General features: G+C 59.7%; 16 protein-coding genes. 13 read left to right on the forward strand and 3 right to left on the reverse strand.

The genetic code is table 11. The features are described 5' to 3' along the window. Window positions 1–11: 11 nt before the first annotated feature. Together A3C3_RS0118895 and A3C3_RS0118900 are read left to right on the forward strand one after the other, a co-directional pair. Window positions 12–905 (forward strand): carbohydrate ABC transporter permease, encoded by an 894-nt coding sequence (locus A3C3_RS0118895; RefSeq protein WP_022716145.1) that lies wholly within the window; start codon window positions 12–14, stop codon window positions 903–905. 37 nt (window positions 906–942) lie between these two features. After that, window positions 943–1,689 (forward strand): SDR family NAD(P)-dependent oxidoreductase, encoded by a 747-nt coding sequence (locus A3C3_RS0118900; RefSeq protein WP_022716146.1) that lies wholly within the window; start codon window positions 943–945, stop codon window positions 1,687–1,689. Between the two features lie 23 nt (window positions 1,690–1,712). Here the strand turns inward: A3C3_RS0118900 and A3C3_RS0118905 are convergent, their stop codons facing one another. From A3C3_RS0118905 to ltnD, 3 genes are all read right to left on the reverse strand, one after another. Then, window positions 1,713–2,738, reverse strand: a complete 1,026-nt coding sequence (locus A3C3_RS0118905) for a LacI family DNA-binding transcriptional regulator (protein ID WP_022716147.1) — start codon at window positions 2,736–2,738, stop codon at window positions 1,713–1,715. A gap of 107 nt (window positions 2,739–2,845) precedes the next feature. Further along, entirely contained in the window at window positions 2,846–3,622 is a 777-nt protein-coding gene (gene otnI, locus A3C3_RS0118910; protein WP_022716148.1) for a 2-oxo-tetronate isomerase, read from the reverse strand. Then, a complete protein-coding gene (gene ltnD / locus A3C3_RS0118915) occupies window positions 3,622–4,542 on the reverse strand; it encodes an L-threonate dehydrogenase (protein WP_028739789.1) in 921 nt (306 codons plus the stop codon). The genes otnI and ltnD overlap by 1 nt, the downstream gene beginning before the upstream one ends. Before the next feature lie 189 nt (window positions 4,543–4,731). On the opposite strand from ltnD, the gene otnK reads away from it, so the two are divergent. From otnK to A3C3_RS0118975, 11 genes are all read left to right on the forward strand, one after another. Continuing rightward, entirely contained in the window at window positions 4,732–6,021 is a 1,290-nt protein-coding gene (otnK, locus tag A3C3_RS0118920; protein WP_022716150.1) for a 3-oxo-tetronate kinase, read from the forward strand. Continuing rightward, window positions 6,008–6,649, forward strand: a complete 642-nt coding sequence (otnC, locus tag A3C3_RS0118925; RefSeq protein ID WP_022716151.1) for a 3-oxo-tetronate 4-phosphate decarboxylase — start codon at window positions 6,008–6,010, stop codon at window positions 6,647–6,649. The genes otnK and otnC overlap by 14 nt, the downstream gene beginning before the upstream one ends. Before the next feature lie 46 nt (window positions 6,650–6,695). Then, window positions 6,696–7,589 carry an NAD(P)-dependent oxidoreductase gene (locus A3C3_RS0118930; RefSeq protein ID WP_022716152.1) on the forward strand — a complete coding sequence of 298 codons (894 nt, stop codon included), beginning with the start codon at window positions 6,696–6,698 and terminating at the stop codon, window positions 7,587–7,589. A 130-nt stretch (window positions 7,590–7,719) separates the two neighbouring features. Then, complete coding sequence (panC, locus tag A3C3_RS0118935; RefSeq protein ID WP_022716153.1) at window positions 7,720–8,595, forward strand: pantoate--beta-alanine ligase; 876 nt, start codon at window positions 7,720–7,722, stop codon at window positions 8,593–8,595. After that, window positions 8,595–9,425 (forward strand): 3-methyl-2-oxobutanoate hydroxymethyltransferase, encoded by an 831-nt coding sequence (panB, locus tag A3C3_RS0118940; protein ID WP_022716154.1) that lies wholly within the window; start codon window positions 8,595–8,597, stop codon window positions 9,423–9,425. Before panC ends, panB begins: the two co-directional genes overlap by 1 nt. Before the next feature lie 249 nt (window positions 9,426–9,674). Beyond that, window positions 9,675–10,394 (forward strand): DUF899 family protein, encoded by a 720-nt coding sequence (locus A3C3_RS0118945; protein WP_022716155.1) that lies wholly within the window; start codon window positions 9,675–9,677, stop codon window positions 10,392–10,394. A 272-nt stretch (window positions 10,395–10,666) separates the two neighbouring features. After that, window positions 10,667–11,551: an AraC family transcriptional regulator gene (locus A3C3_RS0118955; protein WP_022716157.1), complete on the forward strand. Its 885-nt coding sequence runs from the start codon at window positions 10,667–10,669 to the stop codon at window positions 11,549–11,551. 207 nt (window positions 11,552–11,758) lie between these two features. Next, complete coding sequence (locus A3C3_RS0118960; RefSeq protein WP_022716158.1) at window positions 11,759–12,844, forward strand: ABC transporter substrate-binding protein; 1,086 nt, start codon at window positions 11,759–11,761, stop codon at window positions 12,842–12,844. Window positions 12,845–12,924: 80 nt separating this feature from the next. Continuing rightward, the gene (locus tag A3C3_RS0118965) at window positions 12,925–13,746 is read left to right on the forward strand and encodes an ATP-binding cassette domain-containing protein (RefSeq protein ID WP_028739790.1); all 822 of its coding nucleotides are present in this window, start codon (window positions 12,925–12,927) and stop codon (window positions 13,744–13,746) included. Continuing rightward, the gene (locus tag A3C3_RS0118970; RefSeq protein WP_022716160.1) at window positions 13,743–14,993 is read left to right on the forward strand and encodes a sugar ABC transporter permease; all 1,251 of its coding nucleotides are present in this window, start codon (window positions 13,743–13,745) and stop codon (window positions 14,991–14,993) included. Before A3C3_RS0118965 ends, A3C3_RS0118970 begins: the two co-directional genes overlap by 4 nt. A gap of 25 nt (window positions 14,994–15,018) precedes the next feature. Next, the gene (locus tag A3C3_RS0118975; RefSeq protein ID WP_022716161.1) at window positions 15,019–15,747 is read left to right on the forward strand and encodes an SDR family oxidoreductase; all 729 of its coding nucleotides are present in this window, start codon (window positions 15,019–15,021) and stop codon (window positions 15,745–15,747) included. The last annotated feature ends 1 nt before the right edge of the window (window position 15,748 follow it).

Genomic DNA, 15,748 nt, shown 5'->3' on the forward strand with positions numbered 1-15,748 from the left:
GGGAGACAATCATGAACGCCAACACGACCGATCAGGTTCTGACCGACAACGTTCAGGGGATGAGTTATCTCAACCGCCTGCCACGGCGCATCGTCATGCTCTATCTGCCGATGGCGGTCTTCGTCTTCGTGTTGCTCTTTCCGTTCTATTGGATGGCGATCACCGCCGTCAAACCGAACTCGCAGCTGACCGATTACAACAACTACAGCCCCTTCTGGGTGGTCGAGCCGACGCTAGACCACATCAAATATCTGTTCCTTGAAACCTCCTATCCGGGCTGGCTCTGGAACACGATGCTGGTTGCGGTCGGATCGACGGTGCTGTCGCTTGCAGCATCCGTTTTCGGCGCTTACGCAATCGAGCGCGTGCGCTTTACCGGATCGCGCCCGGTCGGGCTCCTTATTTTTCTCGCCTATCTCGTGCCGCCATCGATCCTCTTCATCCCGCTGGCCTTCATCGTCTTCAAGCTCGGCATCTACGATTCCAGGCTGGCGCTGATCTTTACCTATCCGACCTTCCTGATCCCGTTCTGCACCTGGTTGCTGATGGGCTATTTCCGGTCGATCCCTTTCGAGCTCGAGGAAAGCGCGTTGGTCGACGGCGCCAACCGCTGGCAGATCCTGGTGAAGGTCATCCTGCCGCTTGCCGTGCCCGGGTTGATATCGGCCGGCATTTTCGCCTTCACGCTCTCGTGGAACGAGTTCATCTATGCGCTCACATTCATTCAGTCGTCGGAAAACAAGACCATTCCCGTCGGTGTTTTGACCGAGCTGGTGCGCGGCGACGTGTTCGAATGGGGATCGCTGATGGCCGGGGCTTTGTTCGGCTCGCTGCCCGTCGTGATCCTCTATTCGTTCTTCGTCGACTACTATGTCTCGTCGATGACCGGCGCGGTGAAGGAATGACGAAATTTGACTGTCAGTTCGTGAGAGAGAGGGGCGGATGAACAGGATTGATCTGGAAGGACAGCATGCGATCGTCACAGGGGGTGCCCAGGGCATTGGTTTTGCCATCGCCAGCCGTCTGATTGCCTCCGGTGCGGCGGTAACACTTTGGGACATGGATAGGCCGTTGCTCGAAAAGGCGGAGGCTGCGCTTGGCGCAGGAACTCGCAGCGCCGTCGCCGATATCTCACGCTGGGACCAGGTCGAGGCTGCCTATGCCGCCACGACCACCGATGGCCCACCGGTTTCGATCGTCGTCAATTCCGCCGGCATCGCCGGAGATGCAGCGCCGGTTGACACCTATGACATCGCCATGTGGACGAAAATCATCGATATCAATCTCACCGGCACCTTCTATGTCAACCGCGCAGTGGTCCCGGATATGAAGGCGCGCAACTACGGTCGCATCGTCAATATCGCCTCGATCGCAGGCAAGGAGGGCAATCCGAACGCTGCAGCCTATTCCGCCTCGAAGGCAGGCGTCATAGGGCTTACCAAATCGCTGGGCAAGGAGCTTGCCGGCTACGACATCGCCGTCAACTGCATTACGCCCGCAACCGCTCAGACGCGGATTCTGGAACAGCTGACGCCGGAGTTCATCGAATACATGCGCTCGCGTATCCCGCGCGGCCGCTTTTTGAAGGTCGAGGAGGCAGCGTCCATGGTCGCCTGGCTGGTGTCCAAGGAAAACAGCTTTACCACAGCCTCGACATTCGACCTGTCGGGCGGGCGTGCCACCTATTGAAGAACATGGCGGGCTTCACGGCCTTAAGCGGTGGCGCCTGGAAAAATCTCGAAGCCTGTATCGACGATTGATTTCGTTTGCGGCCGTTCCGGCGTTTCGAAGGCCTTTTCCACTGATGTGCGTCCAATCAGGAAGCGGTTCGAGCGCACCGTTGCAAGAGGCTGCGGCAGTTCGCGGCCAATATCCAGGCCATTGAAGCCAAAAATGGCAAGATCGTCGGGCATGCGCACGCCGGCACCAAGGCACTGGAAGACACCTCCGACCGCCATGTCGTCGTTGGAATAGATGATCACATCGAGCTTCACCGGCTCGACGAAAAGACGTGCCGTCATCTCCCGTCCGACACCGACGGAACTCGGCGCATCGGCGATCGCGTGGGCGGCAATTCGTAATCCCGCGTCGCCCAATGCGTCACAAATCCCGTCGTAGCGCAGCCGGGCCCGCCTGTCGGCGTTCCAGTCATGACCGACATATCCGAACTGGCGGTATCCGCGCTCGATGAGGTATTGGCCGGTGGCGTAGCCGGCACGCCGATGCGACATGCCGACGGCGATGTCGATCGGCGTCGAATCGATGTCCATCATCTCGACAATGCGGATGCCGCTTTCAGAAAGCATGCGGTGGGTTGCCGGGGTATGATCGAAGCCGGCAATCAGGATGGCTGCGGGCTTCCATGAGAGCAGTCCGCGAACGATCGTTTCCTCCAGATCAATGTCGTAGCCCGTAATGCTGATGACGGGTTGGTAGTCGCTGCCGCGCAAGGCGGCATGGACGCCTTGCAGAACTTCGGGAAAGACGATGTTGGACAGTGAGGGAACGACGACGCCAACCAGATGGGAATCGAGCGAGGCAAGCGAACCGGCAATCCGGTTGGGGACATAACCCGTCGCCCGAACGGCCTCCATCACCCGCCGGCGCGTTTCCTCTGCGACCGGCCCCTTGTTGCGCATGATCCGCGAGACGGTCGATTCGCCCACGCCGGCGCGAAGGGCGATATCCCTCACGGTCACCTTGCTTTTCCTTGCCGGCAGACGCTGTTTTTGCTGCATTAGATCCTCCTGCTTCAGCCCGCAGGCGGGCATCAACTCCAGACGTTCACTGGCCCATACATCAAGGGCCAGCTCACGAGACCGACGTTTGATTGCCGCAGCTCTTCTCAGCGGCTTGCAAACGCATCAAGCCAGCTAAGACCTGCCACCGTCTTGCCTGCAGGACGATACTCGCAGCCGACGAACCCTTTGTAGCCGAGAACATCCAGCTCTTTGAGCAGACGAAAATCGTCAAGCTCACCGGTTGCGGGCTCGTTGCGCAGCGGCACCGAAGCAATCTGTACGTGGCCGATGAGCGGCATCAGCCGCCGGAGCCCCGTGAGCACGTCGCCGTGAATGATCTGACGATGATAGATGTCGAATTGCAGCTTCAGGTTTGGCTTCTTCAATGCAGTGATGATGTCGGCAGCAAAGTCGAAGTTGTTGAGAAAATATCCCGGCATGTCCCGTGGGTTGATCGGCTCGATGACGATGTCGATGCCGCTTTCGCCTGCCCGATCGCAGGCGAATGCCAGAGAGTCGCGGTAAATCGCAATCGTGGCCGGATCCCTGCGCGAGGCCAGACCGCTCATGACATGCAGCGTGCGGGCGCCTGCGCTTCGGGCGTATCGCAAGGCTGTATCCACCGAGGTTCGAAATTCGCTCTGCCGGCCGTCGAGCGCAGCAAGGCCGCGTTCGCCGGCCTGCCAGTTTCCTGGCGGCAAATTGAAGAGTGCAGGCGTCAGTCCGTTTTCCCGCAGGCGCTCGCCGATGACCTCCGGCGGGTGGTCATAGGGAAACAGGAACTCGACGGCGGAAAAGCCGACCATTGCGGCTGCCGCAAACCGTTCCAAAAACGCCACCTCGTTGAACATCATCGTAAGATTTGCGGCAAATTGCGGCATCACGCAGCCTCCGGCCCGCCGGGAAGCTCAATGCCCGTCACCTTTGCGATCAGCCTTGCGACGGAGGCATCATCGTCCCGGCCCATGCCGGCTGCAGCCGTCATGATGAACATCTGAAGTGCCGTGGACGTGATCGGCAGCGGAAACTTCAACCCGCGTCCCAGATCCGACACGATGCCAAGGTCCTTCGTGAAAATATCGACGGCGCTCTGGGGGGAATAATCACCTTGAAGGATGTGCGGAACGCGGTTTTCGAACATCCAGGAATTGCCCGCCGACGCTGTGATGACCTCATAGATCTTGTCGATATCAAGGCCGAGCGCCTTGGCAAAGGTTATCGCTTCACAGGCGGCCGCGATATGAACGCCGGCAAGGAGCTGGTTGACGATCTTGAAGGATGATCCGATGCCGGCCCGGTCTCCGAGTTCGTAGACCGTCGTGGCGATCGCATCGAGCACGGGGCGCACATGGTTGAAAGCTTCGGGTCGTCCCGATGCCATTATCGTGAGTTCCCCGGCAGCGGCGCGCTTTGCGCCGCCGCTGATCGGCCCATCAATATAGTTCAGACCAAGCGTGCCGGCGCGCTGCGCCAGATCTTCGGCCGCCTGCGGCGCCATCGTTGCAAAGGAAAGGATCGTGCCGCCCTTCGACATGCTCCGCGCCGCACCGCCCTCACCAAATAGAACCTGTTCTGTCTGGGCGCCATTGACGACCACGGTCACGACAACATCGGCGCCGTCAGCTGCTTCGGCTGGACTTGCAGCCCCTTTGCCGCCTGCTGCGACGAAGCGTGCCGTCGTTTCGGCGCTGATGTCGTAGCCGCGGGCCTTAAAGCCTTTTTTCAGCAGTGATGTCGCGACGCCAAAACCCATCGATCCGAGACCGATGACGCAGACCCTCAGGTTAACCGCTTCGCTCATGTTCGAAATCCATTGTTGCATTCATTCCGCGCGGAATCGGCTTGAATCGTGATCCGCGAAAAACTAATGACAGCGCTGCCACTCTATGGTTAGCTTATCGGCGGAATGGATTGCAAGTTCTATTTTTCATCGGGGAATTTGACACTTCGTCAGCCCAGACATTCAACGCAAACAGGCAGGAGTAATGATGTGCTAATCGGTGCAGTAGCCGACGACATCACCGGAGCCACCGATCTTTGCCTCATGCTGTCGCGTGAAGGCATGAAGACCCTGCAAGTGATCGGATTGCCGGAGGAGGGAACTGATTTTGGCGATGCGGATGCGGTGGTCGTTGCGCTCAAATCGAGAACGATCCCTGCAGAAGAAGCCGTCAGGGCATCGACGGCGGCGGCCGGCAAGCTGCTTGCCGCCGGCGCAGAGCAACTGCTGTTCAAATATTGCTCGACGTTCGATTCCACCGATGACGGCAATATCGGGCCGGTCGCCGACGCGCTTCAGGATCTGACGGGAGGCGAACTGACGATTGCCTGTCCATCCTTTCCTGCAACCGGCCGCACCGTCTATAAGGGGCATCTTTTTGTCGGCGACCGGCTCCTGTCGGAAAGCCCTCTGAAGGACCATCCCTTAACGCCGATGCACGATCCCGATCTCGTCCGCGTCCTCAAGCGGCAGACAAGACGGCCGGTCGGTCTTATCGATTGGCCGGTGATCGCCAGGGGCGAAGACGCCATCCGGGCGGCTTTTGTGCAGCAGCAGGCGGCAGGAAAGCGCATCCTCGTTGTCGATACATTGTCGGATGCCGATCTGCGCGCTATCGGGGCGGCCTGCGACGGCATGAAGCTTGTCACGGGCGGCTCCGGCGTAGCCATGGGGTTGCCTGAAAATTTCAGAAAACGCAAAAAATTGCCGGTCCGCAAGGCCATGACCCGCATGATGGCTCCGGCAGGACGCCGGGTCGTCCTGGCCGGATCCTGCTCGCTTGCAACCCGTGTCCAGATCGAGGTTGCCCGCAATGACGCTGCGGCAGTTCTAAGGCTTGATATTTCGGCGATTGCCGATGGAAGCCAGAGCGCGGCAGACATCGCCGACTGGGTGATTTCGCAAGACAAGGACCGGCTGCCGCTCGTTTATTCCAGCGCCAGTCCGGAGGAGCTTCAGAGCATCCAGGCGGCCATGGGACGGCACGAGTCCGGAGCGCTTGTCGAAAAGACGCTGGCCGAGGTTGCCGAGCGACTGAAGCAGAAGGGCTTTACCCGTTTTCTCATTGCCGGCGGAGAAACGTCAGGCGCGGTGATCACTGCGCTCGGCGTCAAGACGCTTTCGATCGGCCCTGAAATCGATCCAGGCGTGCCATGGACCCGCAGCCTAAGCGGTCCGGACATTGTGCTGGCTTTGAAATCCGGCAATTTCGGCGCTCCGGATTTCTTCCTGAAAGCCTGGGCGCAGCTTGAAACGGAGAGGTCGGATGCACGAGATTAACCGCCTGCGCGAAGAGATATGCCGTACGGGGCAGTCGCTGTTCGAGCGCGGGCTGACCTCCGGCTCGACAGGCAATATTTCGGTTCGTCTTTCCGACGGCGGTTGGCTGATGACGCCGACCAATGCCTCGATGGGGTCTCTTGACCCGGCCCGCCTTTCCCTCTTCGACGCCTCGGGCAAACTCCTGTCCGGCGACGCGCCGACCAAGGAAGCATTTCTCCATTTTTCGATGTATGGCGAGCGCGGTGATGCCGGCGCCGTCGTCCATCTCCATTCGAGCCATGCAACAGCCGTCAGCATTCTGCGCGACATCGATCCTGAGGATGTCCTGCCGCCCTTGACCGCCTATTACGTCATGCGTGTCGGACGCCTGCCGCTTGTTCCCTATTTCGCGCCCGGGGATACGGCGCTCGCAGACGCGGTCCGGTCGCTCGCCGGGCGTCATCACGCCATGCTGCTTGCCAATCATGGGCCGGTCGTCGCCGGCACGACGCTTGCAAACGCCCAGTTCGCCGCCGAAGAGCTTGAAGAAACTGCAAAGCTTTTCCTCATGCTGCAGCATCACGCCAAAAGGATGCTGACCGCAGAACAGGTCGATGACTTGCGCAAACGCTTCAACCTTCCCTAGGCCGCGTCGGCGGTGGAACTTCAAAACGATTGGACGGGAGAGAGAAATGGCTGAAATCGAGGAGAAAGTCGGATTTATCGGTGTTGGGCTGATGGGGCACGGTATTGCGAAGAACATCGTCGAAAAAGGCTTTCCGCTGACGGTGATCGCGCACCGCAATCGCAAACCGGTCGAAGACCTGCTCGGCCGCGGCGCCCGCGAGGCCCATTCGCTTACGGAGCTTGCGAAAAATTCGACCATGATCTTTCTGTGCCTCACAAGCTCGAAGGAAGTGTCGTCCGTTATCGAGGAAATGCGGCCGGCCCTTGCCCCGGAAACGGTGATTGTCGACTGCTCGACCGGGGATCCAACGGTGACAATGCGTCTTGCCGAAACGCTTGCGGCGCAGAAAGTCTATTTTGCCGACGCACCGCTTAGCCGGACGCCGAAGGAGGCGTGGGAGGGGACCTTGGACTGCATGGTCGGTGCCGATGATGCGACATTCCAACGGATTCGGCCGGTGATATCGACCTGGGCGGCGAAGATCGTCCATATCGGCGGGGTCGCCGACGGTCATCGCATGAAGCTGCTCAACAATTTCATTTCGTTGGGCATGGGAGCTCTCTTTGCCGAGGCTCTGGCACTTTCCCGCAAGGTCGGAATCTCCGTGGAACGCTTCGACAGTGTCATCCGGGGCGGGCGCATGGACAGCGGATTTTACCAGACCTTCATGGGTTATGCTCTGGAAGGTAACCGAAATGCGCATCGCTTCACGCTTTCGAATGCGTATAAGGATCTGAAATATCTGGAATCCATGGCAAATGACGCGACGGTTGCCACGCCGCTTGCGAGTGCGGTGAAGAACTCCTATGCCGCGGCAGTGGCAGGCGGCGGCAACGGTCCTGAGGATTACGTGCCGCATCTTGCAGACTTCGTTGCCCGGACGAACAATGTCGGTTGACCGCAGATCAAAGCAAGCGGCGGTGTGAAAGCAGTTTCAGCAGCTTCTAATCGATATTATGTTAGCAGGTAAGTTGACGCTTCGCGCGAAATCAACTTCTATCCGCCACCGCTTTTTGGGGAGGTTGAAGATGCGTGTCGTAACAAGGATTGCCGAACTGCGGGAGCACATTGCGGCAATCAAAAATGAAGGCCGGTCCCTTGGGTTCGTCCCGACGATGGGGTACCTTCACGCCGGGCATATGGAACTGGTCGCGCGTGCACGCAGTAAAAACGATGCCGTCGTCGTCTCGATTTTCGTCAATCCGCTGCAGTTCGGAAAGAACGAAGACCTTAGGCGCTATCCGAGAGACTTCGAAAGGGACAGCGCCATGCTCTCTGCCGCCGGCGTCGATATCCTTTTTTCCCCAAGCGTTGAGGAGATGTATCCGCGGCCGATGCACACGATCGTGGACGTGCCGGCGCTTGGTAGCGAGTTGGAGGGTGCCGTGCGGCCCGGACATTTTGCCGGCGTTGCGACCGTCGTGACCAAGCTTTTCAATATCGTTCAGCCACATGCGGCCTATTTTGGCAAAAAGGACTACCAGCAGGTCGTCATCATCAAACGGATGGTCGAGGATCTTGCCCTGCCGGTCCGCATCGTCGCCGTCGAGACTGTCCGGGAGGCCGACGGCCTGGCGTTTTCATCGCGAAACAGTTACCTGACGGCGGACGAACGGGCCGCTGCGGTGATCGTTCCAAAGGCACTTGACGAAGCCGAACGACTTTACCGCGAGGGAATCGACGAGCCGCAGGCTCTGGAGGCGGCATTGGCCGCGTTCATTGCACGCGAGCCGCTCGCCGTGGCTGAAGTCGTCGCCGTTCGCGACCCGCAGACCCTGACACGGCTTGAAACCTTGCGCGATCGGCAAGCCCTTGTCGCCCTCTTCGTTCGGATCGGTTCGACCAGGCTTCTTGACAACAGGATCATCGGCCACCGGCGCCAAACCCAGTCGAGGGCCGCGTGATGAGCAAGCCTTCCAGTCAAAAGCGGCTGACACCATTTCGCATCCAGTCCATGAAGGGCTCAGCGCCGATCGTTTGCCTGACCGCTTATACGACACCGATGGCGCGCGCCCTTGATGCCCATTGCGATCTGCTTTTGGTCGGCGATTCCGTCGGCATGGTGCTCTACGGCCTGCCGAGCACGACTTCGGTTACACTCGACATGATGATCGCCCACGGCCAGGCGGTCATGCGGGGAGTCTCGCGGGCCTGCGTCATCGTCGATCTGCCCTTCGGCAGCTACCAGGAATCGAAGGAACAGGCTTTTCGCAGTGCCGTGCGGATCATGCAGGAAACCGGCTGCGACGGCGTCAAGCTGGAGGGCGGCGAGGAGATGGTCGAGACCATCGCCTTTTTGACCGCGCGCGGCGTGCCGGTCTGCGGACATATCGGACTGATGCCGCAACAGGTGCACACCGCCGGCGGTTACCGCTCGCTCGGCCACAATGAAAGCGAGATCGCCAGGGTGAGGCGCGATGCCAGAGCAGTCGGCGGATCCGGCGCTTTTGCAGTCGTCATCGAGGGAATGGTGGAGCCGCTGGCGCGCGAGGTGACCGCCTCGATCCACGCCGCGACGATCGGCATCGGCGCTTCGCCGGCCTGCGACGGCCAGATCCTGGTTGCCGAGGACATGCTGGGCGTCTTCACCGATTTCAAGCCCAAATTTGTCAAACGCTATGCCGGTCTTGCACAGACAATCGAAGAGGCGGCAAGCGCCTATGCTGACGATGTCCGGAATCGACGGTTCCCGGCCAAGGAACACACCTTCGACGTTCGACCTCCACCGCCTTGATCCGCAGGTCTGGCAAGCCCTGTTCCTATGGGCTCGCCTCGGCCCAAGTCGTCGACGCCGGGTCGGCCGATCTTTCTTGGCATGCACCGGAAGACATTTATCAGCAGTGCTGTCGATTTCGGCGGCCGTCGATCGTCCTTGAACAGGTGAGCGCTCCAGTTGCGGAATGACGGCCCGCGCCTCGCGTTCAAAAGCCCGGGAGAGACGGCACACGGCTCCTCTCTCACGATCAGATCGATGGAGGATATTATGGCTGATCATCAGCACCTGACACCCGCAATCGAACTCGCCCGCAGAAACGGTGCCCGATTTCCGAATGAGAGTGAAGACTATCGGCGTGCGCGCGATGCGCTGCTTGCCGAAGAGATCGAGCTGCGCCGCCACATAGAACGCGTCGCGGAGCAAAGGCGCGCTCTTCCGCCTGGGGGCGAAGTGACGAAGGAATACAGGTTTGAGGGACGTACCGGTTTCGTGTCATTGAAAGACCTGTTCGCCGACAAGGACACGCTGGTCGTCTACAGCTACATGTTCGGTCCCGAACGCGAACGTCCTTGTCCTATGTGCACATCCTTATTGTCCGCCTGGGACGGGGAAGTGCCCGACATGCAGCAGCGCATAGCGCTCGCAGTCGTAGCGCGTTCGCCCCTCGAAAGGCTGCTGTCGTTCAAGAAGGAGCGCGGTTGGCGCTATCTGCCGCTTTATTCCGACATTGATGGGGACTATAGCCGGGACTATCGCGCGCTCGGTGAGGGCGGCAGCGACGACGCGGCGTTTAACGTCTTTTCGCGACGCGACGGTACGATCCGGCATTTCTGGAGCGAGGAAATGGGATCGGCGACAGCCGACCCAGGGCAGGATCCGCGCGGTGCGCCCGACCTCATGCCCCTCTGGACGGTGCTCGATTCCACGCCGGAAGGACGTGCGCCGGACTGGTATCCGAAGCTTTCCTACTCGTCTTTGAGCATCTGATGCGAATATCGGAGACGGACGTCGCGCACGGCAAGGCCAGGCGCGGCGTCATAGTCGGCTTCGGTTTTTGCTGCCAGAAAGGCTCTGCCGAGCCGGAAAAACTGCGTGATTGGTCACAAATCATAGGAGAATTGTCAAAAAAGTATCAGTGAAAGGTCGATGGCGTAGTAGCGATCGCTGATGCCTGCGCGTAAAGTCCCTTCAGATGATGACCTCTGGGAGGAGGTGTCATTGCCGGAGAAATTCCGGTTGAGCGCAGGGAGGAAGGTTCGATGAATCCAGATTTGGAAGTGGTCGCGATCGGCAGCGGCGAGTCCTTCAAGGCCTGGGAGCATGGTTATCCCTACCGTACGGTCCGCTGGCACTTCCATCCCGAATATGAGATCCACCATGTCGTCGCGACGACGGGACAATATTTCGTCGGCGATTTCATCGGCGAATTCGAGCCCGACAACCTTGTGCTCACCGGACCGAACCTGCCGCACAATTGGGTGAGCGACGTGCCGCCGGGCACATGCCTGCCACTACGCTGTCGGGTGCTTCAATTCACCGAGTCCTTCCTTGCAGATGCAAGTCGGATTTTTCCGGAACTCTCGGCTTGTGCCGGCATTTTGGAAATGAGCCGTCGGGGTGCGCTGTTCACACCGGAAACGGCATCGCTCGTCGGCCCGCTCCTCGGGGAACTGGTCGAAGCCAAGGGAATTCGCCGCATCGAGCTTTTCATGAACGTGCTCGATGCGCTGAGTTCTGCGCAGGGCACGCGCACCCTTGCGAGCGCGCTTTATCATCCGGATCCCTCGGGCTTCATGTCAGCCGGGGTGAACCAGGCGCTGGCCTTTATCAACACGCATCTGACCGAGCCTTTCAGTGAAGGTGACCTTGCCGAGTTGACCGGGCAAAGCCCAAGCGCGTTCTCCCGCAGCTTCCGTCGGCATACCGGCATGGCGCTCGTTCAATATGTGAACCGGCTGCGGATCAACTTCGCCTGCCATCTGCTGATGAGCGAAACCGCCATGTCGATAACCGACATCTGCTTTGCGGCCGGCTTTAACAATATCTCGAATTTCAATCGGCGTTTTCTGGATCAAAAGGGCATGGCGCCCTCGCGTTTCAGAACATTGCTGGCACAAAATGCAAGAGCGGTGGAGGCCGCCTAAAAAAGGAGGACCGGGGAGGAGAAAACGAACAACAGGGCAAGGCGAACGGGCGCGCAAGTGGCCCGAACGGGATTGCTTGTCCGCAAATCAGGCTGAGAAGCGCCGGTTAGAAGGCGCCTTGGACGGCCGGATCGCACAAAGAGTGTCGAGTTCGAGCGAGCTTGAGACTTCGTCGAAACAGTTACCATTTGGTACGGAGAAATTCCAATGACCCAATTCGCATGGAAATTGGCAGGCGCAGCAGCGCTCGCCGTCGGTCTTGTCAGCGGCACGTCGGCCTTTGCACAATCTGCAAAGGTAACCGATGCAACGGTCGCCTTTCTGATGCCCGACCAGAGCTCCACACGCTATGAGGAGCACGACTATCCGGGCTTTGAAGCGGAGATGAAAAAGCTCTGCGCCGGTTGCAAGGTGATTTACCAGAACGCAAACGGCGACGCTTCGCGCCAGCAGCAGCAGTTCAACTCGGCAATCTCGCAAGGCGCCAAGGCGATCGTGCTCGACCCGGTCGATTCCACGGCTGCCGCGTCGCTGGTCAAAATGGCGCAGAGCCAGGGCGTCAAGGTGATCGCCTATGACCGACCGATTCCCTCTGCCGCGGCAGACTATTACGTCTCCTTCAACAATGAGGAAATCGGCAAGATGATCGCCAAATCGCTGGTCGATCATCTGAAGGCGAAGAACGTCCAGGCTGGCGACGGCGGACTTCTTGAGATCAACGGCTCGCCGACGGATGCTGCCGCAGGCCTCATCAAGAAGGGTATCCATGCCGGTCTCGCCGAGGGCGGCTATCCGATCCTTGCCGAATTCGATACGCCGGAATGGGCTCCGCCGAAGGCGCAGCAGTGGGCGAGCGGACAGATCACCCGTTTCGGCAAGAAGATCATCGGTGTTGTGGCCGCCAATGACGGCACGGGCGGTGCTGCCGTTGCAGCCCTCAAGGCTGCCGGCATCGATCCTGTGCCGCCGGTCACCGGCAACGATGCGACGATTGCTGGCCTGCAGCTCATCATCGCAGGCGATCAGTACAACACCATCTCCAAGCCAAGCGAGATCGTGGCCGCCGCTGCGGCGAATGTCGCCATCCAGCTGCTATCGGGCGAAACCCCGAAGGCCGATACCACGCTCTTCGACACGCCGACGCAACTCTTCACGCCGGCGCTCGTTACTGCTGAAAACTTAAAGGCCGAGATCATCGACAAAACCGTCAATGGCAAGCCGATCCAGACCCCGGAGCAGCTTTGCACGGATCGCTACGCCGAAGGCTGCAAAAAACTCGGCATCGGCAGCTGATCTGTCCTCCCAGAAGGTCCTTCGACCGCTCTTGCGAGCGGTCGAAGGACCTGAAATTCATGATGAAAGGCTCGCGACAGATGACTGACGCTTCCAACCAAGCAACCCCGGCCGGCGAAGTGGTGCTTAGCCTAAAAGGTATCTCGAAACATTTCGGCGCCGTCTCGGCGCTCACCGATATCGATCTTGACGTTCACGCAGGCGAGGTCGTGGCGCTCGTTGGCGACAACGGCGCCGGCAAATCGACGCTTGTGAAGATCCTTGCCGGCGTCCACCAGCCGAGTTCGGGCGAGATCACTTTCCGCGGCAGCAAGGTGACGTTGGCCGACCCGAGTGCGGCCCTCTCCTTGGGGATTGCGACCGTGTTTCAGGATCTTGCACTTTGCGAGAACCTTGATGTCGTTGCCAACATCTTCCTCGGCCGGGAGCTCAGTCCGTTAAGGCTTGACGAGACCGCGATGGAGGTTCGTGCCTGGACGCTGTTGACCGAGCTTTCGGCCCGCATTCCAAGTGTCCGCATTCCGATCGCATCGCTGTCGGGTGGACAGCGACAGACGGTGGCGATCGCCCGGTCCCTGCTTCTGGAGCCGAAGCTCATCCTGCTCGACGAGCCGACGGCCGCCCTTGGTGTTGCCCAGACGGCAGAGGTGCTGAACCTGATCGAGCGGGTGCGCGACCGCGGCCTCGGGGTCGTAATGATCAGCCATAATATGGAGGACGTGCGTGCAGTAGCCGATCGCATCGTCGTCTTGAGGCTCGGGCGGAACAACGGAGTTTTCTATCCCGATGCGTCCAACCAGGAACTCGTCACCGCCATTACCGGGGCGACCGAAAATGCAGTCTCGCGCCGCGCCGGCCGTCGTCAGGCGCAGCAGGATATGAGGCAGGAGGGTCAGATATGACCAGCGATGTGAAGCAAACAGCAACGCTTCTGGATCGCGGCGACGTTCGCGTCAGCCACGATGCGGGCATTGGCGCGACGATCCGCTCTTCGATCGATAAGGTGCGCTCGGGCGATCTGGGATCGCTTCCTGTGGTCGTCGGCCTGGTGATCATCTGGACAGTCTTCGGCACCCTCAACCCGACATTTCTTTCAAGCAACAACCTTGCAAACCTGCTTTTCGACGCATCAACGGTCGGGGTGATTTCCCTTGGAATCGTTTGCGTGCTGATGGTCGGCGAGATCGACCTGTCTGTTGGTTCAATCAGTGGCTTTGCTTCCGCCATGGTCGGCATGCTGTGGGTCAATCAGGGCTGGCCGGTGGCGGTTGCGATCATTGCCGCCGTGCTTGTCGGCGGATTGATCGGCTCGCTCTATGCTCTGCTTTTCAATCGCCTTGGAATGCCAAGTTTCGTTTCGACGCTTGCCGGCCTGCTGGCGGTGCTCGGAATGCAGCTCTATCTGCTCGGCGCAACAGGTTCGATCAACCTGCCTTACGGCTCGCCTTTGGTGAATTTCGGGCAGCTGCTCGTCATTCCGCGTCCACTCGCATACTTGTTTGCGCTGCTGCCGGGCGTCGTGATGCTGATTTCAGGCTATCGGGCCGCGCAACGCCGTAGACAAGCCAATCTCTCGTCGCGCTCGATCGGTGCTCTCGTCGTGCGTGTCGCTGCAATCACGATCCTTCTCGAATTCGTCGTCTTTTATCTCAATCAGGATCGCGGCATCCCGTGGATGTTCGCGCTCTTCGTCGCGCTTGCGATCGTAATGAACTACGCGCTCACGCGGACTCAATGGGGCCGCTCGATGGCGGCCGTCGGCGGCAATCGCGAGGCGGCACGCCGTGCAGGCATCAATGTCCGGCTCATCTATACAAGCGCCTTCGTTCTTTGTGCCATGTTTGCCGCATTCGGCGGCGTGCTTGCGGCGGCGCGCCTGGCATCGGCAAGCCAGCAGGCCGGGACGGGCGACGTCAACCTGAATGCGATCGCAGCAGCAGTCATCGGCGGAACAAGCCTCTTCGGTGGCCGCGGCAGCGCTTACTCGGCACTTCTCGGCATCATCGTTATCCAGTCGATCGCAAGCGGTCTGACGATGCTCGATCTGTCTTCGGCCCTTCGCTACATGATCACCGGCGCAGTTCTTGCCATTGCAGTCATCGTCGACTCGCTGGCACGCCGGTCGAGAGTCTCGCACGGCCGCGCCTGATACAACTACGAAAGCAAGGATTGATATGGGACAGGAACTTTCTGGAAAGGTCGCAGCGATTACCGGGGCTGCCTCGGGGATCGGTCTTGAATGCGCCAAATCGTTATTGCGCGAGGGTGCGAGCGTTGCTCTCATCGACAAGGCCGAAGATTCACTGAGGAGCATATGCTCCGAGCTGGGTGCGAACGCTTTCCCTCTGGCCGCCGATCTGACCAATCCCGCCAGCGTCTCAATGATGATGCCGCAGATTTTGGAGCGGTTCGGAAAGCTCGATATCTTTCACGCCAATGCGGGCTCCTACATCGGTGGGGAGGTCGTGGACGGCGATCCGGATGCCTGGGACCGAATGCTGAACTTGAATATCAATGCAGCCTTCCGATCGGTTCAGGCGGTCTTGCCTCATATGGTGGAGAGAAAGACCGGCGACATCATCATGACCAGTTCGATCGCCGGTCTGGTTCCCGTGGTTTGGGAGCCGATCTATACTGCGTCGAAACATGCCGTGCAGGCCTTCGTCCACACGGTCAGGCGCCAGGTCATAAAGCATGGCATTCGCGTCGGCGCGGTCGCACCCGGCCCGGTGGTGACGGCGCTGATCAGCGACTGGCCGCAGGAAAAACTTGATGAGACGATTGCCGCAGGAGGATTGATGGAAGCCAGGGAGGTCGCAGACGCGGTGCTCTTCATGCTGACGCGACCACGCAACGTGACGATCCGCGACCTCGTCATCTTGCCGCACAGCACGGACCTTTGAC

This window comes from Rhizobium mongolense USDA 1844 (genome assembly GCF_000419765.1).
Taxonomy (GTDB): Bacteria; Pseudomonadota; Alphaproteobacteria; order Rhizobiales; family Rhizobiaceae; genus Rhizobium; species Rhizobium mongolense.

Coding starts and splice junctions, on each gene's coding strand:
- A3C3_RS0118945 (WP_022716155.1), top strand. CDS start 9,675: ATGGCTGATCATCAGCACCTGACACCCGCAATCGAACTCGCCCGCAGA.
- otnC (WP_022716151.1), top strand. CDS start 6,008: ATGCACGAGATTAACCGCCTGCGCGAAGAGATATGCCGTACGGGGCAG.
- A3C3_RS0118970 (WP_022716160.1), top strand. CDS start 13,743: ATGACCAGCGATGTGAAGCAAACAGCAACGCTTCTGGATCGCGGCGAC.
- A3C3_RS0118965 (WP_028739790.1), top strand. CDS start 12,925: ATGACTGACGCTTCCAACCAAGCAACCCCGGCCGGCGAAGTGGTGCTT.
- panC (WP_022716153.1), top strand. CDS start 7,720: ATGCGTGTCGTAACAAGGATTGCCGAACTGCGGGAGCACATTGCGGCA.
- A3C3_RS0118905 (WP_022716147.1), bottom strand. CDS start 2,738: ATGCAGCAAAAACAGCGTCTGCCGGCAAGGAAAAGCAAGGTGACCGTG.
- A3C3_RS0118930 (WP_022716152.1), top strand. CDS start 6,696: ATGGCTGAAATCGAGGAGAAAGTCGGATTTATCGGTGTTGGGCTGATG.
- ltnD (WP_028739789.1), bottom strand. CDS start 4,542: ATGAGCGAAGCGGTTAACCTGAGGGTCTGCGTCATCGGTCTCGGATCG.
- otnI (WP_022716148.1), bottom strand. CDS start 3,622: ATGCCGCAATTTGCCGCAAATCTTACGATGATGTTCAACGAGGTGGCG.
- A3C3_RS0118900 (WP_022716146.1), top strand. CDS start 943: ATGAACAGGATTGATCTGGAAGGACAGCATGCGATCGTCACAGGGGGT.
- A3C3_RS0118975 (WP_022716161.1), top strand. CDS start 15,019: ATGGGACAGGAACTTTCTGGAAAGGTCGCAGCGATTACCGGGGCTGCC.
- A3C3_RS0118960 (WP_022716158.1), top strand. CDS start 11,759: ATGACCCAATTCGCATGGAAATTGGCAGGCGCAGCAGCGCTCGCCGTC.
- panB (WP_022716154.1), top strand. CDS start 8,595: ATGAGCAAGCCTTCCAGTCAAAAGCGGCTGACACCATTTCGCATCCAG.
- A3C3_RS0118895 (WP_022716145.1), top strand. CDS start 12: ATGAACGCCAACACGACCGATCAGGTTCTGACCGACAACGTTCAGGGG.
- A3C3_RS0118955 (WP_022716157.1), top strand. CDS start 10,667: ATGAATCCAGATTTGGAAGTGGTCGCGATCGGCAGCGGCGAGTCCTTC.